This window comes from Plantibacter sp. CFBP 8798 (genome assembly GCF_014841195.1).
Lineage (GTDB): Bacteria > Actinomycetota > Actinomycetes > Actinomycetales > Microbacteriaceae > Plantibacter > Plantibacter auratus.
In genome coordinates this window covers 411,024-432,885 of the sequence record NZ_JACYTS010000001.1, presented here as the reverse complement: position 1 = coordinate 432,885, position 21,862 = coordinate 411,024, and the positions used below count along the sequence as shown (strand labels likewise).

Annotated in this window: 17 protein-coding genes; 8 read left to right on the top strand and 9 right to left on the bottom strand. The window is 70.2% G+C overall.

Annotated elements, in window-relative coordinates; all coding sequences use genetic code 11:
• Window positions 1–6: 6 nt before the first annotated feature.
• From IFU30_RS02000 to IFU30_RS01970, 7 genes are all read right to left on the bottom strand, one after another.
• The gene (locus IFU30_RS02000; protein WP_192004127.1) at window positions 7–759 is read right to left on the bottom strand and encodes an SDR family NAD(P)-dependent oxidoreductase; all 753 of its coding nucleotides are present in this window, start codon (window positions 757–759) and stop codon (window positions 7–9) included.
• Between the two features lie 222 nt (window positions 760–981).
• On the bottom strand, window positions 982–1,854 hold the full coding sequence (locus tag IFU30_RS01995) for a phosphogluconate dehydrogenase C-terminal domain-containing protein (RefSeq protein ID WP_079704514.1): 873 nt from the start codon (window positions 1,852–1,854) through the stop codon (window positions 982–984).
• Window positions 1,851–2,648, bottom strand: a complete 798-nt coding sequence (locus tag IFU30_RS01990) for a sugar phosphate isomerase/epimerase family protein (RefSeq protein ID WP_192004126.1) — start codon at window positions 2,646–2,648, stop codon at window positions 1,851–1,853. Before IFU30_RS01990 ends, IFU30_RS01995 begins: the two co-directional genes overlap by 4 nt.
• Window positions 2,645–3,499, bottom strand: a complete 855-nt coding sequence (locus IFU30_RS01985) for a triose-phosphate isomerase family protein (RefSeq protein WP_192004125.1) — start codon at window positions 3,497–3,499, stop codon at window positions 2,645–2,647. The genes IFU30_RS01990 and IFU30_RS01985 overlap by 4 nt, the downstream gene beginning before the upstream one ends.
• Complete coding sequence (locus IFU30_RS01980; protein ID WP_064295405.1) at window positions 3,499–3,969, bottom strand: ribose-5-phosphate isomerase; 471 nt, start codon at window positions 3,967–3,969, stop codon at window positions 3,499–3,501. Before IFU30_RS01980 ends, IFU30_RS01985 begins: the two co-directional genes overlap by 1 nt.
• Window positions 3,966–5,750 (bottom strand): dihydroxyacetone kinase family protein, encoded by a 1,785-nt coding sequence (locus IFU30_RS01975; protein WP_192004124.1) that lies wholly within the window; start codon window positions 5,748–5,750, stop codon window positions 3,966–3,968. Before IFU30_RS01975 ends, IFU30_RS01980 begins: the two co-directional genes overlap by 4 nt.
• Complete coding sequence (locus IFU30_RS01970) at window positions 5,747–7,126, bottom strand: MFS transporter (protein ID WP_229940051.1); 1,380 nt, start codon at window positions 7,124–7,126, stop codon at window positions 5,747–5,749. Before IFU30_RS01970 ends, IFU30_RS01975 begins: the two co-directional genes overlap by 4 nt.
• A gap of 163 nt (window positions 7,127–7,289) precedes the next feature.
• On the opposite strand from IFU30_RS01970, the gene IFU30_RS01965 reads away from it, so the two are divergent.
• Window positions 7,290–8,027, top strand: a complete 738-nt coding sequence (locus IFU30_RS01965; protein ID WP_064295407.1) for a FadR/GntR family transcriptional regulator — start codon at window positions 7,290–7,292, stop codon at window positions 8,025–8,027.
• A gap of 182 nt (window positions 8,028–8,209) precedes the next feature.
• On the opposite strand, the gene IFU30_RS01960 is transcribed toward IFU30_RS01965, so the two are convergent.
• Window positions 8,210–8,809, bottom strand: a complete 600-nt coding sequence (locus IFU30_RS01960; RefSeq protein WP_192004123.1) for an NAD(P)H-dependent oxidoreductase — start codon at window positions 8,807–8,809, stop codon at window positions 8,210–8,212.
• 117 nt (window positions 8,810–8,926) lie between these two features.
• On the opposite strand from IFU30_RS01960, the gene IFU30_RS01955 reads away from it, so the two are divergent.
• On the top strand, window positions 8,927–10,057 hold the full coding sequence (locus IFU30_RS01955; protein ID WP_192004122.1) for a VanZ family protein: 1,131 nt from the start codon (window positions 8,927–8,929) through the stop codon (window positions 10,055–10,057).
• A 96-nt stretch (window positions 10,058–10,153) separates the two neighbouring features.
• On the opposite strand, the gene IFU30_RS01950 is transcribed toward IFU30_RS01955, so the two are convergent.
• Window positions 10,154–10,714, bottom strand: a complete 561-nt coding sequence (locus IFU30_RS01950) for a TetR/AcrR family transcriptional regulator (protein WP_240043986.1) — start codon at window positions 10,712–10,714, stop codon at window positions 10,154–10,156.
• 247 nt (window positions 10,715–10,961) lie between these two features.
• Between IFU30_RS01950 and IFU30_RS01945 the strand changes: the two genes are divergently transcribed.
• The 6 genes from IFU30_RS01945 (at window position 10,962) to IFU30_RS01920 (ending at window position 21,788) form a co-directional block, all read left to right on the top strand.
• On the top strand, window positions 10,962–12,482 hold the full coding sequence (locus tag IFU30_RS01945; RefSeq protein ID WP_192004121.1) for an ABC transporter substrate-binding protein: 1,521 nt from the start codon (window positions 10,962–10,964) through the stop codon (window positions 12,480–12,482).
• A 161-nt stretch (window positions 12,483–12,643) separates the two neighbouring features.
• Window positions 12,644–13,585 (top strand): ABC transporter permease, encoded by a 942-nt coding sequence (locus tag IFU30_RS01940; protein WP_079704501.1) that lies wholly within the window; start codon window positions 12,644–12,646, stop codon window positions 13,583–13,585.
• A complete protein-coding gene (locus IFU30_RS01935; protein ID WP_124768000.1) occupies window positions 13,582–15,441 on the top strand; it encodes a dipeptide/oligopeptide/nickel ABC transporter permease/ATP-binding protein in 1,860 nt (619 codons plus the stop codon). Before IFU30_RS01940 ends, IFU30_RS01935 begins: the two co-directional genes overlap by 4 nt.
• Complete coding sequence (locus IFU30_RS01930) at window positions 15,438–16,289, top strand: ATP-binding cassette domain-containing protein (protein ID WP_064295413.1); 852 nt, start codon at window positions 15,438–15,440, stop codon at window positions 16,287–16,289. The genes IFU30_RS01935 and IFU30_RS01930 overlap by 4 nt, the downstream gene beginning before the upstream one ends.
• 196 nt (window positions 16,290–16,485) lie before the next feature.
• Window positions 16,486–18,963 (top strand): beta-glucosidase family protein, encoded by a 2,478-nt coding sequence (locus tag IFU30_RS01925; RefSeq protein WP_192004120.1) that lies wholly within the window; start codon window positions 16,486–16,488, stop codon window positions 18,961–18,963.
• Window positions 18,960–21,788 (top strand): family 78 glycoside hydrolase catalytic domain, encoded by a 2,829-nt coding sequence (locus IFU30_RS01920; RefSeq protein WP_192004119.1) that lies wholly within the window; start codon window positions 18,960–18,962, stop codon window positions 21,786–21,788. Before IFU30_RS01925 ends, IFU30_RS01920 begins: the two co-directional genes overlap by 4 nt.
• Window positions 21,789–21,862 lie beyond the last annotated feature (74 nt).

Genomic DNA, 21,862 nt, shown 5'->3' with positions numbered 1-21,862 from the left:
GTCGGCTCAGAGGCTCGTCATGCCGCCGTCGACCCGGAAGGTCGCTCCGGTGGCGAAGCTCGACTCGTCGCTGGCGAGGTACACCATGATGCCCTCGACGTCCGAGGCCTGGCCGGGACGACCGAGCGGGATGCGCCCGACGATCGCGGCGCGGGACTCGGGGTCGCCGGAGATCGCGGTGACGAGCGGGGTCTCCGTGTAGCCGGGGACGACGGTGTTCACGCGGATCCCCTGATCGGCGTAGGCCGCGGCGACGGTCCGGCCGAGGCCGTGGATCCCGGCCTTCGTGGAGCTGTACGCCGTGAAGTCGGCGCCCTCGCCGTTGAGACCGGTCGGGCTGCCCGTGAGGATGATCGAGCCGCCCCGGCCGAGCATGGCGCGGACGGCGTGCTTCGCAGTGAGGAAGGTGCCGGTGAGGTTGATGTCGACCGTGCGCTGCCAGACCTCGAGGTCGAGGTCGGCGATCTTCGCGTCCTGGCCGAAGAGCTGCACGCCGGCGTTCGCGACGACGACGTCCGGGGTCTTCCCGGCGGCGTCCATGACCGCGAAGGCGGCCTCGACGCTCGCTTCGTCGGCGATGTCGAGTCGCACGGCGATGGCGGTCGGGAAGGGTGCCGCCGCATCGCGGGCGGCCTGGATGTCGCGGTCGGAGAAGACCACGGCGGCATCCTCCCGCGCGAACCGTTCGGCGACCGAACGTCCGATCCCCGATCCGGCACCCGTCACGAGCGCGGTCTTTCCTGCAAGTCGTCCAGTCATCGTCGCCTGTCTCTCGTGCGGTGTTGGGGGGGTGGTGTCGCGGGTGTCGCAGTGGCTGTCGCGGGGTGGTGCATCGGGTCGTCTGCAGCCTATCCGGCACAACCGGTTGACCGCATGCGACGTTCGCAATTCAGGACCGCCGCGGCGCGCCGACCCGGATCGGGGGTGGAGCGGGCCGACGCGCCGGGCACGTCCTGAATTGCGAACAGTCGGGGAAGTGGGTTACCGCTCGATCTTGTCGAGGTGGAGCATGGCGGCGAGGTTCTTGTCGAGCTCGTCGTCCTGGAAGACCTTCTTCCAGTCGTCCTTGATGATCGCGCTGCGGCCGTAGTCCATCGCGATGAGGCATGCGTCGGAGAACGGGTTGTCGCCCTTGAGCGAGTTCGCGAGGGCGACCTGCGTGTGGCCGAGGAGGATCGCACGAGCGGCCGGCTCCGGCACACCCATGGTGTTGACGGCCTCGTCGAGCGACTCCTTGAGGAGCGCACCGATCATGCAGGCGATCGTCTCCACGAGGGTCGGCTCGAGCTGCGCGAGCTGCTTGACCGTGACCCAGTGGACCTCACCGACTGGGGCGAAGATCGCCCGGACGACGGCCTCGACCTGCGCCTGCTTCTCAGCGTCGTCGGACTCGATCGCCGCGATGGCGTCCTGGAGAGCGGCGATGCCACCGAAGGTGTCCGCGTACTCCTCGGGCGTGTGGCGCTCGACGAAGACCGACGGGTGGCAGGGGTGCGTGACGGCCTGGATGACGTCGTCGCGACGCGTCAGCAGACCCGCGTACGCTGCGGCCGGGTCGAGCGTGAGGAGCACGGCGCCCGACTTCATGAGCGGGACGACGCCGGCGGACACGGCCTTGAGGGCGAGGTCCGGGACGGCGAGGATGACGACGTCGGCGTCGGTGACGGCCGCATCGGTCTCGGTGAGCTCGCGACCGGCCTCGGTCACGCGCTCCTGGCCGGCGGGCGAGACCTCGCTGTAGAAGACGGTGTGGCTGGTCTTCACGAGGTTGTTGGAGACGCGCATGCCCATCTTGCCGCCCGCGCCGATGACGGCGATGGTGAGCTGGTCCGCGACGGTGGTGGTGTCGGTCATGATCTTCCTTCTCTCAGGTACTGCAGGTTGTGTGCGGTCCACGTGCGCTCGAGCTCGATCGTCTCCGTGATGGAGTCGCCGAGCGGGAGCCAGTGTTCGATGATCTGGTTGACACCGCGTTCGTCCGGTCGGACGACGGCGGTGAGGGCGGGGTAGTCGAGCAGGCCGGTGCCGAGCGGGGCACCCTCGAGGGTGAAGCCGACCCAGCCACCCCGACGGGTGAACGCGAAATCCTTGACGTGGATGTTGCGGACGTACGGGGCGGTGCGGGCGATCACGTCGCTCGGGTGTTCGAGTCGTGCGACGGTGTTGGCCGGGTCGAGGCAGATCCCGAGGTTCGGGTGGTCGACGGCGCTCACGAGGTCGACGAGCTCCTGCGACGACAGCTGCTCGTAGGTCTCGAGCGCGATCGTCACGCCGGCCGCTTCGAACGCCGGGAGCACCGCGCGGAGTCGATCGACGGCGTCCGCGTGGGAAGGCCGGTCGTCGCCCGACGTGACCATGCTGCGCAGGAGCTTCGCGCCCAGCACGGTGGCGATGTGGAGGAAGCGTTCGAGGTGCGCGACCGCGATCCCCTTCGTCCCGAGTTCGAGGGTGACCCCACGCTCGCGCGCGACCTCGGCGATCTGGCGCAGCTCATCGTCGGACATCGTCTCGATGCGGGCGTCGTCGCAGATCTGGAAGAGTTCGACGCCGGCGTCGGCCGTGCGCTCGATCATGCCGATGACGCTCAAGCGCTCGGATGCGAGCTCGGAGCCCTCCCAGAAGAAGGTGTAGGTGCCGAAGCCGATCATGCTGTCCTCGGTCCCTGAGCCTGTCGAAGGGTGCCATCCTGAGCTTGTCGAAGGGTGCCATCCTGAGCCTGTCGAAGGGCCTCGTCGAGCACGGCCTCGAGCGCCGCGACGTCGTGGGCGAAGCGTCCGAGGAACACGCCGTCGACGTCGTCACCGAGGGCGGTCAGCAGACCGGGACCCGCACTGCCGCCGTAGACGACGGAACTGCCGACCCGGTCGGGACGCTCGGCGATCGATTGTTGCAGGATCGCGCCGACGGCTCGCACGTACTCGGCAGACGCGGGTTCAGCCGCACCGATCGCCCACACGGGCTCGTAGGCGACGATCACCGGCCCCGCCACGGCATCGGCGAGCGCGGAGTCCAGCTGGCGCACGCACTCCGTCGCAGCCGCCTCGGGCGTCGTGCGCTCGACCTCGCCGATGCAGAGGACCGGCGAGAGGCCGTTGCGGAGGGCCGCGGCGGTCTTCTCGGCGACGACCTCGTCGGTCTCGCCGAAGAGGGAGCGGCGCTCCGCGTGGCCGACCTCGACCACGGCGACGCCGACTTCGGCGAGCTCGGGGCCGCCGACCTCACCGGTGAACGCGCCACGGTCCGCGCTCGCGAGGTCCTGTGCTCCGACCAGCACGCCCGTCCCGGCGAGGGCCGCTACCGACGGCGCGACCGCGAGGTAGCCGGGGATGACGAACAGTCGCACGCGACCGTCGACCACGGCCTCGTGCCGACGGGCCAAGGCGCCCACCTGCTCGATCCACTCGAGGGTCTGCGCGTGGCCGAAGTACATCTTCAGGCTCACGCCGACCACGCGGGGCGCGGTCGACGTGGGCACGGCCGACGGGGACGGGGTGGTCATCAGCAGGAGCCCGTCGCCTCGTACTCACCGATGACGGCGACCTTCTCGGCGCTCGCGCTGGTCTCGTCGAAGCGGTAAGTGAGCCACTCGCGGACGAGGCGGCGGGCGAGCTCGATGCCGATGACGCGCTGGCCCATCGTCAGGACCTGCGCGTTGTTGCTGAGGACACCGCGCTCGACCGAGAAGCTGTCGTGTGCGGTGACGGCGCGGATGCCGGCGACCTTGTTGGCGGCGATCGCGACGCCCAGGCCGGTGCCGCAGAAGAGGAGCGCGCGGTCGGCCTGGCCGGACGCGACGAGTTCCGCGGCGGCGATCGCGACGCGCGGGTAGGCGGTGTGGCCATCGGCGTCCACGCCCACGTCGACGAGCGAGGCGACGCCGTCGTGCTGCTCGAGGTCGCGCTTGACGATCTCCTTGTAGTCGAACCCGGCGTCATCCGAGCCGATGACGATGCGCAGCTGATCGGTCATGCGTGTACTCCTTCGTTGGTGGTGGTGCTGGTGGAGCCGTCCGGTGCGGTGGTGCCGGCGGCGCGCTCGAGGACGGGGACGATCGCCGTGACGATCAGGCCGAACGAGTAGGCACCGGCGTCGACGGTACCGAGACTCTTCTCGGCGTGCGGACGGGCGCGGCCCATCTTCGGCAGGAGGTCCGCGGTCTCAGCGGCAGCGGTGGAGGCAGCCGTAGCGGCGGTCGTCCAGGCGGCGACGAGGTCGGAACCGTCGGCGACGGCTGCACTCAACGTGGTGGTGAACGGCACGAGCGCGTCGACCATCGTCTTCTGTCCGACCTCGGCCTTGCCGAACGACATGATGCCGTCGACCGCGGCCTGCACGCCGGTCGCGACGTCGCTGCGGCCTGGTGCGGCCTCGTCGCCGAGGGCGGTTCCGACCGAGCGGAGCGCGAGGCCCCACAGGGCGCCGGACGTGCCGCCGGCGCGGTCCGCCCAGGCGTCGCCGGCCAGGTGCAGGACGGTGTGGGCACCGGCCCCGGCATCGGCGGCGGTGTGTGCGGCGGTGACGGCGGCACGAGCACCGCGCTGCATGCCGATGCCGTGGTCGCCGTCACCCGCGACGGCGTCGATCCGTCCGAGCTCCTCGACGTTCGTGTCGATGACCTGGACCAGCGCGTCGAGGGCCTCGACCACGACCGCGGCGGCGGCCCGTGACGCGTCGGTGGACTCGGGGATCTCGGCAGCCGTCTCGGCGACGAGCTCCGAGGGGTCGAGCTGCTCGGCCGCTGCGACGACGCCCTTGCGGTAGGCGGGGGTGTCGGCACCGGCAGCCCAGAAGCCCTCGAGCTCCTCGTCCAACCAGAAGAGCGTGAGCGAGACGCCGGCCATGTCGAAGCTCGTGACGAGCTCGCCGACCTCGGGGTCGACGATCTCCACCCCTGCGGCCTCGAGCTGCGCGGCGACCGCACGGTAGACGACGAACAGTTCCTCGTACTTCACCGAGCCGAGCCCGTTGAGGATGACGCCGACGCGAGCGCCCGCGGCCTCGGAGACGCCCTCGGGCAGTTCCGCGAGCAGCGAGGAGACGAGCAGGGTGGCGAGTTCATCGGCCGTCGGCACGTCGGTCTCGTCGATGCCGGGCTCGCCGTGGATGCCCATGCCGACCGCCATCCGACCCTCGGGCACGGTGAACAGCGGCTCGGTCGCGCCCGGCAGGGTGCAGCCACTGAACGCGACGCCGAAGGACCGGGTGCGCTCGTTCGCGTGGGTGGCGACGCGGACGACCTCGTCGAGGTCGTAGCCAGCCTCGGCTGCGGCGGCGGCCGACTTGAAGACGGTGAGGTCGCCGGCGATGCCCCGACGCTTGTGCTTCTCGGCGAGGGGCGCGCTCGAGATGTCGTCGGTGACGGCGACGCTGCGGGTGGGGATGCCCGCCGCGTTCAGCGCGTCCTGCGCCTGGGTGAAGTGGAGCACGTCGCCCGCGTAGTTGCCGTAGCTGAGGAGGACGCCGCCCCCGCGCTGCGCGGCCTTCGCGACCGACTCGACCTGGTGGGCGGACGGCGACGCGAACAGGTTGCCCATCGCCGCACCGTGCGCGAGGCCCTGGCCGACGATGCCGCCGAACGCCGGGTAGTGGCCGGAGCCACCGCCGATGACGAGCGCGACCGTGCCCTCGGGCGTCCGGGTGCTCCGGACGACGCCGCCGGTCACGCGCCGGACCTGGTTGCGGTTCGCGGCGACGAAGCCGTCGATCATCTCGTCGGCGAAGTCCGCCGGGTCGTTGAAGAGGCGCGTCATCGGGTCTTACCCGTGAGGTCGTCGTGCGAGACGCGCAGCTCGCGAGAGCTCCGCTGCTTCGAGAGGATGACCATGAGCGTGGCGGAGATCATCATGAAGCCACCGACGATGAACATCGGGACGACGTACTGCGGGGTGTCGCCGACCTTGGTGAGGTCCGCGACGGCACCGGTGATGTACGGCGCCGAGAACCCGGCGAGGTTGCCGACCGTGTTGATGAGTGCGATACCCGCGGCCGCTGCCGCGCCGGTGAGGAACTGCGTGGGCAGCGTCCAGAAGTTCGGCAGCGCGGCGAAGATCGCCATGGCGGTGACCGCGATGATCGCGATGGTGAGGGCGGGCGAGTTGGCGAAGAGCGCGAGCGGGATGCTCACGGCACCGACGATCGCGGGGATCACGATGTGCCAGGTCTTCAGACCACGACGCGTCGCGTCACGCGACCAGAAGTACAGGGCGATGGCGGCCGGCACGTATGGGATCGCCGTGATGAGGCCCTTCTGCATGACGTTGAACTCGGTGCCGAACGTCTCCTGGAAGCCCTCGATGATCGTGGGGAGGAAGAAGCCGAGCGCGTAGAGGCCGTAGATGAAGCCGAAGTAGATGAACGCGAGCATCCAGACGCGACCGCTCGTGAACGCGTGCTTGAGGCTGACGTGGCCCTGCTTCTGCTCGGTGGTGGCCTTCTCGTGCGCGAGGGCCGCCGTGAGCCAGACCTGCTCCTCGGTGGTGAGCCACTTGGCGTCCGCGGGGCGGTCCTTCAGGTAGAACCAGGCGATGACGCCGATGAGGATGGCCGGGAGTCCGACGCCGAGGAACATGAAGCGCCAGCCCTCGAGACCGAAGAACACGCCGTGCTGGCCGATGAGCCACCCGGCGAGGGGTGCGCCGATGACGGTGGTGAGCGGCTGCGCCAGGTAGAAGAGGGCGAGGATCTTGCTGCGGTGCTTGGCCGGGACCCAGAGGCTCAGGAAGAGGATCGCGCCGGGGAAGAAGCCGGCTTCAGCGACACCGAGCACGAAGCGGAGGATCGCGAGCTGTTCGAAGTTGGCGACCCAGGTGAACAGAACCGCGACGATGCCCCAGGTGACCATGATGCGGGCGAGCCAGCGGCGGGCACCGAACTTGTTGAGCGCGAGGTTGCTGGGCACCTCGAGCAGGATGTAGCCGATGAAGAAGACGCCGGATGCGAAGCCGAATTGGGCGGCGGAGAGCGCGAGATCCTCGTTCATGCCGTTGGGGGCGGCGAAGCCGATCGCGGTGCGGTCCAGGTAGTTGATGAAGAACATCAGCGCCACGAACGGCACGAGACGGATCGAGACCTTCCGGATGGCTGATCGCTCGACAGCCGGATTGGCCGCGGGGGCGGTGGTGTCCACTATGACTCCTCGGGTGGGCGGCATCGATGCCGCGGGCAGGGCGTGGTCCGGGCCGGACCGGAATGAACGATACATCAACCGGTTGACCAATTCAAGCATCGCTGGCCCCCGAGCACCCCTCCCGGTCCCTGAGCTTGTCGAAGGGCCGCGATACAGTGAACCCATGCCTGCGTTCCCGGATCGGCCGACCGACGACATCTCGTCCAGCCTCGGACCGGTCGCCGTGGGATCCGCCGTCTCCGCAGTCGCGAAGCGTCTGCTCGACCACTTCACGAGCGGTGAGATCGCCCCGGGGACCCGCCTCCCACCGGAACGTCAGCTCGCCGCATCCCTCGGCATCGGGCGCTCAGCCGTCCGCGAGGCACTCGCGGCGCTCGAGATCCTCGGCGTCGTCGACGTCCGCCCGGGCAGCGGCACCTACCTCCGCGGCAGCGTCTCCGAGCTCCTCCCCGAGACACTCAGCTGGGGCCTCATGCTCGGCGAACCACGGACCCGCGAACTCATCGAGGTGCGTGGGCAGCTCGAGGTCTTCGCCGCCGGCCTCGCCGCGACGCGCATGGACGACATGGCACGCAACCGGCTCCGCAACCACCTCACCGCGATGAGCGAGGCGGGTGCCAACCGCACCAAGTTCATCGAGGCCGACCTCAAGTTCCACCTGGAGCTCGCCTCCGCCACCGGGAACCGCGTGCTGTCCGACCTCCTGCAGAGCATCCGCTCGCTCCTCCGCATCTGGGTGGAGCGCGGCATCCACGAGGACGTCGACGCCCAGCGCGCCTTCGAGGAGCACGAGGCCGTCTACGAGGCGATCATGTCGGGCGACCCCGCCGCCGCGACGGCCGCGATGCAGCACCACATGGACACCGCGACCGAACGGCTGAACCGCACGCTCACGGCGTAGCACTTCGACAGGCTCAGTGACCGAGTCCCGGTCCCTGAGCTTGTCGAAGGGCGCTCGTCCCGGTCCCTGAGCTTGTCGAAGGGCGGTCGTCCCGGTCCCTGAGCCTGTCGAAGGGCGCTTGTCCCGGTCCCTGAGCCTGTCGAAGGGCGCTTGTCCCGGTCCCTGAGCCTGTCGAAGGGCGGTCAGGCGCGGATCGCCTCGACGACCGCGGCCACCGCCGCCTCGACCGCACGCGTCCGCGCATCCGCGTCCTCGCCTTCCGAGTCGTGGACGTACGCCGTCACCCCGCGGCGAGCGCCGCAGAAGTCGACGATGCCGTGTTCGAGCTGCGTCCGCATCGCCTGCTCGTAGCCGTGGCGGTCGTAGACCCCGGCGTCGTCGCCCGCGATCGGTACGAGGTGCACGCGCAGGCGGTCGAGCTTCCGGACGATCCCGCCGTCCGCGTCGAGGCCGAACGCCCAGCCATTGACGAACACGCGGTCGAACCAGCCCTTGAGGAGTGCGGGCGCCGACCACCAGTACACCGGGAACACGAGGACGAGGTCCGTGGCCCGGTCGAGCCGCCCCTGCTCAGCGGCCACGTCCGGGGTGAAGTCGCCACCGACTCGGTAGGTGTGGCGGTCGGCGAGCGTGTACCGCGGGTCGAAGCCCTCCGCAGCGAGGTCCGCGACCTCGACGCTGGTCGAGCCGGCGGTCGATCGCAGCTCCTGCGCGAGCCGCTGGGCGAGGTGATGGGTGAGGGAGTCGGAGTCGGGGTGGGTGGTCACGATGAGCGTCGGCACACTCCATCATCGCCTGCATCGGACGCGGGGTCAGCCGTTCGGCACCCTCCGCAGGATGACCGGGGTCCGTCCGCCGACTGATGCCGACGGCGCGGCGAGCGCCCTACAGTTGTCGGAATGAGCGGATGGACATGGCAGGCGTGGGTCGGACTCGTCGGCGGCACGCTGATCTTCTTCGCCGTCCTCGGCCCGATCCTGCTCGTGCAGCTCCGTCGCTACGGCCAGATGTCGCTCCCCCGGGTGATCGGCGCTGCGGCGGTCAGTGTCTACGCGGTGGCCCTCGTCGCGTACACGCTGCTGCCGCTGCCGGACGAGCGCGCGAACTGCAGCACGGCCCACGGCGCGCTCGAGCTGATCCCTGGACACTCGATCGGGGACATCGCACGGGAGACCGCTGGGCTCTCCGTCCTGAGCACCTTGACGAGCCACGCGTTCCTCCAGGTCGTCCTGAACGTGATCCTGTTCATCCCGTTCGGCGCCATCGCGCGGCGGTACTGGAGCCGTGGGCTCGGTGTCTCCATCCTGCTCGGGGCGCTCGTCTCCCTGCTGATCGAGTCGACGCAGTACACGGGCATCTGGGGCTTGTACGAATGCGCCTACCGGGTGGCCGACGTCGACGACGTGATCACGAACACGGCCGGTGCCGCGATCGGAGCACTCATCGCCCCGATCATCCTCGGGTGGATGCCGAGCGCGCGAGCCCTGCGCGCCACCCGCGACCGGGCGCGACCCATCACCGTCTGGCGCCGATGGTTCGGCATGGTGCTCGACGCGTTCGCCGTGAACCTCTCGATCACGGTGCTGTCGCTCGTGTTCGTCGTCCCACGCGTCCTGCTCACGGGCGCGACCGGGACCGCCAACGACCCGACGCTGCCCGAGGTCCTCAGCATCGGTGCGGGCACGGTCGTCCTCGTGATCGTGCTGCCGGCGCTCATCGGGAGCGGTGCGTCGCTCGGGCAACGCCTCGTCTGGCTCGCTCCGCAGTGGCCGGACGGACGCGGATCGGCGGCGCGGCGCCTCTACCGCGGGTCCGTCGTGGCCCTGCCGTACATCGCCACGACGACCGCCGCGCAGATACCCGACGCCACGAGCGGCCTCACGCAGACGATCGTCGGGATCATCGGGATCCTCAGCTTCATCATCGTCACCACGGCCGTCGTCTCCGTATCGTTCACCCGGCACCGCCGCGGCGTCTCCTACGCCTCCGTCGGCGCGGACCTGCGCGACGCCCGCACGACCACGCCGTAGCGCGACAGCAGGAGATCAGCGCCGGAGCAGGACGCACTCACCCAGAGGCTCCTGCCACCGCGCGGATCTCCTGCTACCGCGCCGGCCGCTCGGCCGCTACAGCTCTGCGCCGAGGAGCCCCGACAGGAAGGCGTGGAGCTCGTCCGCCATGTCGACCGACTCCGGTGCGAGCAGCCACTGGACCTGCAGTCCGTCCATGAGCGCGAGGGTCATGAAGGCCGCGCTGGTGGTGGGGAAGTCAGCCCGCACCCGTCCTGCGGAGACGAGCAGCCCGAAGGTGCGCTCGAGCCGCCCGCGCGTGCCCTCGTAGCGCTCGACGAAGTAGTCGTGCGCCGGGTGGTCGGGCGAGGTCGCCTCCGCCGAGAGCGTGCAGTAGAGCGCGACCACGCCGGGCACGGAAGCGTTGTACCGGGCGAGCGCGACCAGCCCCCGGAGCGTCTCGATCGGGTCGTCGCCGTCCATCGGCACGAGCGTCGCCGAGAGGTCGTCGCGGTGCGAGAGCACGGCGGCGAGCAGCGCGCTCTTGTTCGGGAAGTGGTGCAGGAGCCCGGCCTCGCTCATCCCCACCTGCGCGGCCACCTCCCGCAGTGAACCCGCGCGATATCCCCCGTTGGCGAAGACGGCGAGCGCGGCGTCGAGGATCGCGACGCGCTTCATACCGGTTTTCGCATATGCGCCGCGGGGCTTCCCCTGCGGCTTGTTCCCGGTCTTGACCGATGTCATCGGACGACCTCCCCCTTCGGACGGCTTCACGATAGCGCGTTCCCCGTCGAACGCCGCGGCCTGGTCGTGATCCAACTGTGACATGGCCGAAAACAAAAAGCTAGTGACCACTCGGGTTTCATGCTAGCGTCCTCAATCACCAGCGATCCGATGAGGGATTGCTCACAGCGAATGGACAAAGATGTTCCGATGGAAGACGACCGCAGCCGTCGCGGTCACCGCTGCTGCACTCGTGCTCACCGGATGCTCCGGTAGCACCTCCGGCTCTGACAGCGGCTCCGGTGGCACCCTGATCCTGGGTGCGATCACTCCCCCCACCACGTTCGACCCGGCCGGCTCCGAGTGGGGCAACCGCTCGCCCTTCTACCAGGCCGTCTTCGACACCCTGCTCGTCGCCACCGCCGACGGTGAGATCGTCCCGTCGCTCGCGACCTCCTACGAGTACAACGACGACAACACCGTCCTGACGCTCAAGATCCGCGACGACGTCACCTTCACCGACAAGTCGAAGCTCACCGCCGACGTCGTCAAGCAGAACCTCGAGCGGTTCAAGACCGGCACCTCCCCCGACGCCGGCTACTTCGCGGGCGTCGCCTCCGTCGAGGCACCCGACGACACCACCGTCGTCATCACCCTGAGTGCACCCGACCCGGCCATGCTCAACTACCTCACCCGCGACCCCGGCCTGATCGCCAGCGCCGAGTCGTTCGACAGCCCCGACCTCGCCACCAACCCGGTCGGCTCCGGACCGTACATGCTCGACACGGCCGCGACCGTCACGGGCACGAGCTACGGCTACACCGCGAACCCCGACTACTGGAACAAAGACTGGCAGCACTACGACAAGCTGACCATCAACGTCCTCCAGGACGCGACCGCAGGCCTGAACGCCGTCAAGTCGGGCGAGGTCAACGGCATCAAGCTCGCCAACAACGACAACCTCGCCGAGGTCGAGGGCGCCGGCTGGACCGTCAACGCCAACGAACTCGACTTCCAGGGCATGCTGCTCCTCGACCGCGCCGGCACGATGAACCCGGCGATCGCCGACGTCCGCGTCCGCCAGGCCATCAACTACGCGTTCGACCGCCCGGCGCTGCTCAAGGCGCTGCAGAACGACAACGGCACGGTCACGGGTCAGGTCTTCCCGGAGAACTCCCCCGCCTACGACAAGTCGCTCGACGACCGCTACGGCTACGACCCCGAGAAGGCCAAGGAACTGCTCGCCGAGGCGGGCTACGCCGACGGCCTGACGCTCTCGATGCCGTCCTCCACGGTGCTCGGCGCCACCACCTACACGCTGATCTCGCAGCAGCTGGCCGACGTCGGCATCACCGCCGAGTACACGGACCCGGGCAACAACTTCATCGCCGACCTCCTGGCCCCGAAGTTCCCCGTCTCCTTCATGGCGCTGGAGCAGAACCCGGACTGGCAGCTCATCCAGTTCATGATCGCCCCGAACGCCGTCTTCAACCCCTTCAAGTACGACGACCCGAAGGTCGACGAGTACATCAAGCAGATCCAGTACGGCGATGAGGCGACGCAGGGCAAGGTCGCCAAGGAACTCAACGCCTACATCGTCGAGCAGGCCTGGTTCGCCCCCTTCTACCGGGTGCAGGGCAGCTTCGCGACGGACGCCAACACGACCGTCAAGATGATCCCGACGAACGCGTACCCGTCCATCTACGACATCCAGCCGAAGTAGTCCGCTGATCCTTGAGCCGGTCGAGGGGTTCGCCCGTCGACCGGCTCAAGGGACCGGGACCGGCCGGCTGCACGTCGGTTCGACCCCGGCCCGCCCGAGTGCCCAGCGCTCGGACGGGCCGGCCCCAACACCCCTCACTCACCCACTTCCTGGAGTGACCCATGCTCGGATTCATCCTCAGACGCCTGGTGTCCGGCGTCGTCCTCATCTTCGTGATCTCCGTGATCGCGTACTCCCTCCTCTACCTCGGCGGCGGCGACATCGCCCGCCGGATCCTCGGCCAGAGCGCCACCACCGAGACCGTCGCGAAGAAGGCGGCTGAACTCGGCCTCGACCGCCCGCTGCCGGTGCAGTACTTCGACTGGATCACCTCCGCCTTCCAGGGCGACCTCGGCCGCTCGTGGTTCACCGGCCAGCTCGTCTCCTCCGGCGTCACCGGCCGCCTCGCCGTCACCCTCTCGATCGTGCTCGGCGCGACCATCATCGCCGCGATCGTGTCCGTCATCCTCGGTGTCCTCGCCGCCCGTCGCGGTGGATGGATCGACAACGTCGTCCAGTTCATCTCCGTCATCGGCTTCGCGATCCCCAGCTTCCTCATCGCGCTCGTGCTCGTCATCACCTTCGCGATCAACCTCCGCCTGTTCAAGGCCACCGGGTACATCCCGATCACCACGTCCTTCTCCGGCTGGGTCGCCTCGGTGACATTGCCGATCATCGCCCTCGCGATCGGTGCCATCGCGACGGTCTCGCAGCAGGTGCGCGGTTCGGTCGTCGACGCGATGTCGAAGGACTACGTCCGGACGCTCCGCAGTCGCGGGCTCGGCACGGGCCGCGTCATCTACAAGCACGTGCTGCGGAACGCCGGCGGCCCGGCCCTCGCGGTCCTCGCCGTGCAGTTCATCGGCCTCCTCGGTGGCGCGGTCATCATCGAGCAGATCTTCGCCCTCCCGGGCATCGGTCAGCTCGCCGTGCAGGCCACGACTCAGGGCGACATCCCCATCGTCATGGGGGTCGTCATCGCGACGGCCATCATCGTCGTCGTCGTCAACCTGCTCATCGACCTCGCGCAGGCTGCGCTCAACCCGAAGGTGCGACTGTCATGACCGCCATCGAAACCCCGCTCACCGTCCCGACCCCGCAGGTCCGCGTCAACCTCCTGCGTCGGCTCCTCAAGCGCCCGATCGGCGCCGCGTCGCTCGTGTTCCTCGCGCTCATCGGGGTCGTCGCGATCTTCGGACCGCTCATCGCCCCGCAGGACCCGAACCTCGCGTCCCTGCAACAGGTCCTGGCGCCACCGAGCGCCGACCATCTCCTCGGAGCGGACAGCGCCGGGCGCGACGTGTTCTCCCGTCTGCTCGCCGCCACCCAGATCAGCGTCGCCGCAGCGCTCCTCGCCCTCGTCGTCGCGATCGTCATCGGGGTCGTCGCCGGGCTGATCGCCGGGTACTACCAGGGCTGGTTCGACTCCGTGTCGTCCTGGTTCACGGGCCTCATCATGGCGCTGCCCGGCATCGTCGTCCTCCTCGCCGCCCGCGCCGTCCTCGGCCCGTCGGTCTGGATCTCGATGGCCATCTTCGGCATCCTGCTCTCGCCCTCCTACTTCCGCCTCGTCTATGCGGCGGTCACGGCCGTGCGCTCGGAGCTCTACGTGGACGCCGCCCGGGTCTCAGGCCTCAGCGACCCGCGCATCATCGGCAAGCACATCCTCTCCGTCGTCCGCGCACCGATCATCATCCAGTCGGCGATCATCGCGGGCATCGCCATCGCGATCCAGTCCGGCCTCGAGTTCCTCGGTCTCGGCGACCTGTCGGTGCCGACCTGGGGTTCGATGCTGAACGACGGCTTCACGAACATCTACAAGGCACCGATCCTCATGGTCTGGCCGTCGCTCGCGATCGCACTCACCTGCATCGCGCTCACCCTGCTCGCCAACGCGATGCGCGACGAGCTCGAGCGCACCGTGTCCGTCCGTCGGCGCCGTCGCAAGATCGTGACGACGTCGAAGACGGGCTCCAACACGATCGTCACCCAGTCGATCAGCACCTCCGGGATCAGCGAGGACGAGATCGTCGGCGTCCCGCCCATCCGTCACGACGACGACGCTCGCGCCTCCGCTCGCGCCGAGGAGCTCGTCCTCAGCGTCCGCGACCTCCGCGTCGGCTACGACCAGGAGGGCGGCCGGGTCACCGAGGTCGTCCACGGCGTCGACCTCGACATCCGCAAGGGCGAGGTCCACGGCCTCATCGGTGAATCCGGCTCGGGCAAGACCCAGACGGCGTGGGGCGTCCTCGGACTCCTGCCCCGCGGCGGCCGGGTCACCGACGGCACGATCCGCTACGAGGGCACCCGACTCGACACCCTCGGGGAGCGCGAGTACACGGCCATCCGCGGCAAGCGCATCGGCTACATCCCGCAGGAGCCGATGTCGAACCTCGACCCGGCGTTCACGATCGGCAGCCAGCTCGTCGAACCCCTGCGCGTCACCCTCGGCCTGAGCAAGAAGGAGGCGACGGACAAGGCGCTCGCCCTGCTCGAGCGGGTCGGCATTCCGAACCCCAAGCGCACCTTCGCCGCGTTCCCGCACGAGGTCTCGGGCGGTATGGCGCAGCGTGTGCTCATCGCCGGCGCCGTCTCCACGGACCCGGACATCATCATCGCCGACGAGCCCACCACGGCCCTCGACGTGACCGTGCAGGCGGAGGTCCTCGACCTGTTGCGCGACCTCCAGGCGGAGCGCCACATGGCGATGCTCCTCGTGACGCACAACTTCGGGGTGGTCGCCGACCTCTGCGACCGCGTCTCGGTCATGCAGAACGGCCTCATCGTGGAGACCGGGCCGGTGCGCTCGATCTTCAACCACGCACAGCACCCGTACACGCAGTCGCTGCTCGGCGCGATCCTCGACGAGGGTCCCGCCCGACCGGCACTCGCGACGAACCTGACAGGAGAGACCCGATGACGTCGTCACTGCTCGAGGTGAAGGACCTCGAAGTCGAGTACCCGGGCAAGGGGTTCCGTGCCCAGTCGTTCAAGGCGCTCAAGGGCGTGTCGATCGACATCAAGCCCGGTGAGACCGTCGGTCTCGTCGGCGAGTCCGGCTCCGGCAAGACCACGCTCGGTCGCGCCGTGCTGGGCCTCGCCCCGGTCACCGGCGGCAGCATCCGCTACCGCGACCAGGAGATCGGGCACCTGAAGCGCAAGGAGCGCCGGGCACTCAGCTCGGAGATCCAGGTCGTGTTCCAGGACCCGTACTCCTCACTCAACCCCTCGCTCACGATCGAGCAGATCCTCACCGAGCCGCTCACCGTCCGCGGTGTCTCCGGTGCCGACGCCCGCAAGCGCGTCGGATCCCTGCTCGACCAGGTGCAGCTGCCGACCGGCGCGGCCTCACGGCTCCCCCGGGAGTTCTCGGGCGGCCAGCGGCAGCGCATCGCGATCGCCCGGGCGCTCGCCCTCGATCCGAAGCTCATCGTGTGCGACGAGCCGGTGTCGGCCCTCGACCTGTCGACGCAGGCGCGGGTCCTCGACCTCTTCATCGACATCCAGGAGCAGACGGGCGTCGCCTACCTGTTCATCTCGCACGACCTCGCAGTCGTCCGGCACATCAGCCACCGCGTGGCGGTCATGTACCACGGCGAGATCGTCGAGTCCGGCGACGGCGACCAGGTGACGGCGCACCCGGCCCACCCCTACACGCAGCGCCTGTTCATGGCGGCACCGATCCCCGACCCGGACCGCCAGGAGGACCGTCGGGTGGAGCGACGCCGCCTCATCGACGAGCAGCGTGCGGCGGAGTCAGCCGCCTGATCCGTCCGGATCACCACGACCGCCCGGTCGGCCGGGGCCAGGAACCTGGCCGGCCGGGCGCACCACGCACATCGCTCGGCACCTGAGCTCGTCGAAGGGCCCACATCCGGTCCCCGAGACCCACAACCGGTCCCCGAGACCCACCATCCGGTCCCTGAGCTTGTCGAAGGGCCACCCCAGAACGGACCCACATCGCATGACCATCACCACTCCCCGGCACGCCGCCGCCACGAAGCCCGTCGACACCGCGGCGATCGACGCCCTCGTCGCCCGGCTCGACCTCGAGGAGAAGGTCGCGCTCGTCTCCGGTGCCGACTTCTGGACCACGGTGCCGCTCGAGAAGATCGGCCTGCGCGCCATGGTCCTGTCCGACGGGCCGGCCGGCGTCCGCGGTCCGCTGTGGGACGAGCGCTCGCCGTCGATCAACCTCCCGTCAGCGACCGCGCTGGCGTCATCGTGGGATCCGTCGCTCGCCTACCGATACGGCGCCGTCGCCGCGGCCGAGGCCCGCCGCAAGGGCGTCGACGTCGTCCTCGGCCCGACCATCAACCTCCACCGTTCCCCGCTCGGCGGGCGGCACTTCGAGGCGTTCAGTGAGGACCCGGAGCTGACCGGATCGCTCGCGGCCGCCTACGTCAGCGGCCTGCAGGACAACGGCGTCGCCGCGACCCCGAAGCACTACGTCGCCAACGACTCCGAGACCGACCGCTTCACGGTCGACGTGCACGCGAGCGAGCGCGCCCTCCGCGAGCTCTACCTCGCGCCGTTCGAGCGCACGGTGACCGAGGCCGGCACCTGGGCGATCATGAGCGCCTACAACTCCGTCGACGGCGTCACGATGAGCGAGAACGACCTCCTGGAGACGCCGCTCAACTCGGAGTGGGGCTTCGACGGCGTCGTCGTCAGCGACTGGACCGGCGTCCGCAGCCTCGGCTCGGCGCCGGCGTCGCAGGACCTCGCCATGCCCGGCCCCGCTCCTGCATGGAGCGCGGCCCTCGTCGAGGCCGTCCGCGACGGCCGCGTCGCCGAAGCCGACGTCGACCGCAAGGTCGCCCGACTCCTCGCCCTCGCGGCCCGTGTCGGTGCCCTCGGCGAGGAAGCGCTGGCGCCGGCCCCGGTCGACGGGGTCGCCTTCTCCCGCGAGGCCGAGACCGAGGGCGTCGTGCTGCTCGACAACGACGGCACGCTCCCCCTCGACGCCGCCGCGCTCACCCGCGTCGCCGTCATCGGGCACAACGCCCGCGACTCGCGCACCCAGGGCGGTGGCAGCGCGACGGTCCTCCCCGAGCACACCGTCAGCCCGCTGGAGGGACTCCGACTCGCGCTCCCCGAGGCGACGATCGACTACGCCGTCGGCGCGATCGTGCAGGAGGGCGTCGCCGAACTCCCGCTTGAGCGCCTCACCAATCCGCGCACGGGTGACCCCGGTCTCGTCGCCACGTTCCTCGACGCCGACGGTGTGGAACTCTTCACCGAGGACCGCCGATCCACCGCGCTCGTCTGGTTCGGCGGCGACGCTCCGGTCACCACGGCGTCGCAGCTCGTCCTCACCACCACGTACACGCCGGAGGCCACCGAGCAGCTGCGGCTCGGCTTCGCCACGGGGCTCCACGGCCGGCTCTTCGTCGACGGCGTCCTCCTCGTCGACGAGCAACCCGTGGTCGTCGGGAACGACCTCGGCGCGGCACTGCTCGCCCCGCCGTCGGCGACCGGGGCGTTCGCCGCCCAGGCCGACGTCGCCGTCGAACTCCGCGCGGAGTTCGACCTCTCCCCGAGCGAGAACGGTCTCGGCGCGATCAGCGTCACCGTCGGTCGCGCTCCCGACGACTCCGACCCCGACGCCCTCATCGCCCAGGCGGTCGAGGCGGCCCGCGCGGCCGATGTCGCCGTCGTGGTCGTCGGCACGAACTCGAAGGTCGAATCGGAGGGCTGGGACCGCAGCGACCTCACCCTCCCTGGCCGTCAGGACGAGCTCGTCCGCGCCGTCGCCGCCGTGAACCCGCGCACCGTCGTGATCGTCAACTCCGGCGCCCCGGTCCTGCTCCCCTGGAGCGACGAGGTCGCCGCCGTGCTCCTCGGCTGGTTCGGCGGACAGGAGATGGGCAACGCCCTGGCCGACGTGCTGCTCGGGGTCGCCGAACCCGGTGGTCGCCTGAGCACCACCTGGGCTGCGGCGCTCGACGAGGTCCCGGTGCTCGACGTCACCCCGGTGGACGGCGTGCTCCGCTACGAGGAGGGCATCCACATCGGCTACCGCGCGTGGCTCCGCTCGGGTGCCACGCCCGCATACTGGTTCGGCCACGGGCTCGGGTACACGAGCTGGTCCATCGACGGTGGCGAGGTCTCGGGTGACGTCGCCTCCGGTGACGCCCGCGTCTCCGGGACCGCGACGAACACCGGCGACCGCGCCGGCAAGCACGTCGTGCAGGTGTACGCGGAGCGACCGGACTCATCGGTCGACCGCCCCGTGCGCTGGCTCGTCGGATCGGCTGTCGTCCGCGCGGGTGCCGGCGAGTCGGTCGCCTGGGAGGTCGCGCTGCCGGCCCGGGTCTTCGCCCACTGGGCGGACGGCTGGCAGGTCGAGCCAGGCGACGTCACCCTCCGGATCGGATCGTCCGTCGTCGACCTCGTGGACGAGCACGTCGTCACCATCGCAGCCGGGATCTCCCGATGACCGCGCACGTCGCGCGGATCGGCCGGCTGCGGGCGGAGACCCGTGACGACAGCCCCGCGGTTGCGACGCCGACGCCTCGGTTGAGCTGGACCGTCGAGACCGCTGGCTCCGACTGGGTGCAGGCCTGGGCCGAGCTCCGGGACGGCAGTGGTGCCACGGCGCGTGTCGAGGGCCGCGACTCCGTCCTCGTCTCCTGGCCGTTCCCACCACTCGCCCCGGACGAGGTGCGCACCGTCGAAGTCCGTGCCGCGTCGACTGCTGGGGAGGAGACACCCTGGAGCGAGCCGGCCGTCGTCGAGGCCGCGTACCTGGCCGACGGAGCCTGGACCGCCCGCTTCATCGGTCTCGCGGCGCCCGAGCGTCCTGCGCAACCGATCCGGGTGCGCCGCACCTTCACGGTCGGCGGGCCCGTCCGTCGCGCCCGGCTGTTCTGGACCGCGCTCGGTGCCGCCGAACCGCAGCTGAACGGGATGCCCGCCTCGGAAGACGTCCTCTCCCCCGGCTGGACCGCCTACGGCGACCGCCTCGTGCACGAGACCGTCGACGTCACCGCGCTCGTCGAGCCGGGTGAGAACGTCATCGCCGCGACCGTCGCCGGCGCCTGGTACACCGAGCGGTACGGGTTCTTCCAGTTCGCCGAGCGCATCTACGGCGACCAGCCACGCTTCGCCGCCCAGCTGCAGCTCGACTACCTCGACGGGACGACGGAGACGCTCGTCACCGATGCGAGCTGGTCGGCGGCAGACGGTGCCGAGCTCGTCGACAGCGGCATCTACGCCGGCGAGGCGATCGACACCACCCTGGTCGAACCCGGCTGGTCGACGACGGCGCTCGACGCGTCCACCTGGGCCCCGGCCCTCGTCGACGACGCTGCGCACCCGGTGCCGGAGGCCCGGATCGCCGCGCCCGTCCGCCGCATCGAGGAACGCGCGGTCGCGGAGGTGCTCACCTCGCCGTCGGGCGCGACCATCCTCGACTTCGGCCAGAACCTCGTCGGCCGCCTCCGGCTCACCGTCGCCGGCCCGCGGGGCACGACGCTCACGCTCCGGCACGCCGAGGTCCTCGACGAGGGCGAACTCGCCCTGCGTCCCCTCCGCAACGCCGCAGCCACCGACCACGTCACGCTCTCGGGCGACGGCGAACAGACGATCGAGCCGCGCTTCACCTTCCACGGCTTCCGCTACGCGCAGATCGACGGCTGGCCGGGCGCATTCGACCCGGCGTCGGTCACCGCCGTCGTCCTCCACAGCGACCTCACGCGCACGGGTTGGTTCTCCTCCTCGCACGAGCTGCTCGACCGCCTCCACGAGAACGTCGTCTGGGGCATGCGCGGCAACTTCCTGAGCATCCCGACCGACTGCCCGCAGCGCGACGAACGGCTCGGCTGGACGGGTGACCTGCAGGTCTTCGCTCCGACCGCGAGCTTCCTCTACGACAGCTCCGCCTTCCTCGACTCCTGGCTGCGCGACCTCGCGCTCGAGCAGGGACACCAGGACGGTGTCGTCCCCATGGTGGTCCCGGCCGCGCTGTCCGGCTTCGCCGGCGGCGGGCCGACCGCGGCCTGGGGCGATGCCGCGACCGTCGTGCCGTGGGTGCTCCACGAGCGCTACGGCGACCTCGGGATCCTGCGCGAGCAGTACCCGTCGATGCGTTCCTGGGTGGAGGCCGTCCTCCGGGTGAGCACCGACGGTCTCTGGTCGAACACCTTCCAGCTCGGCGACTGGCTCGACCCGAGCGCGCCGCCGGACCAGCCGGCGAAGGCCAGGGTCGACTCGGACATCGTCGCGAGCGCCTATCACGCGCGATCGCTCCGGATCCTCGCCGACACCGCCGGGCTCCTCGGGGAGACGGCGGACGCGGAGCGGTACGGCGAACTGGCCGAGCGGAGTCGGGCGGCCTTCACCGCCGAGTACGTGACGCCCGCCGGCCGGATGATGTCCGACGCGCCGACCGCGTACGCCCTCGCCCTGCGGTTCGACCTCGTCGACGACCCCGCCCTGCGGCAACGCCTCGCAGACCGCCTCGCCGACCTCGTCCGCGCCGACGGTTACCGCATCGGCACCGGCTTCGTGGGAACGCCGCTCATCACCGACGCACTCGCCGACGGCGGACACCTCCGCGCGGCCGGCCGCCTCATGCTCCAGACCGAGAACCCCTCCTGGCTCTCGCCCGTCACCAAGGGCGCGACCACGATCTGGGAGCGTTGGGACAGCCTGCTCGAGGACGGCTCGGTCAACCCGGGCGAGATGACCTCGTTCAACCACTACGCGCTCGGCGCCGTCGCCGACTGGCTGCACCGCACCGTAGCCGGCCTCGCTCCCACGGGTGCCGGCTACCGCGAACTCCGGATCGCACCGCGGCCGATCGACGGACTCGACCACGCCGAGGCCCGACACGTCACGCCCTACGGCGAGGCGTCGGTGGCGTGGCGACGCGAAGGGTCGTCCCTCCGGGTGTCGGCGGTCGTGCCGCCGAACACGACGGCGACGGTCGCGTTGCCGGGTGCCGCGGAGGAGACGATCGGGTCCGGTCGCCACGATTGGACGGTCGAGGTCCCCGACGCCGGCTCGAGTGCCGACGACGACATCACGCTCGGCCTCGACTCGCCGCTCTCCGAGATCATCGACCGACCGGCCGCGTACGACGCCCTCCTCAGCTCGGTGGGTGCCCACGATCAGGCCAAGGCCGACGACATCCGCCGCAGCACCCAGTGGAGTCGTGGTCGGACCGTCCGTCAGCTCCTCATGTTCACGCCGCCGTCGATGCTCGACGACGTGGACGCAGCGCTTGCTGCAGCCACTCCGGCATCAGGAGTTGCGCGATAACCCCCACTCGACTGTTCCACGTGCAACACTCGCACCGCCTGCACCAGTAGCACCCGCCGCCGACCCGCTCGGCT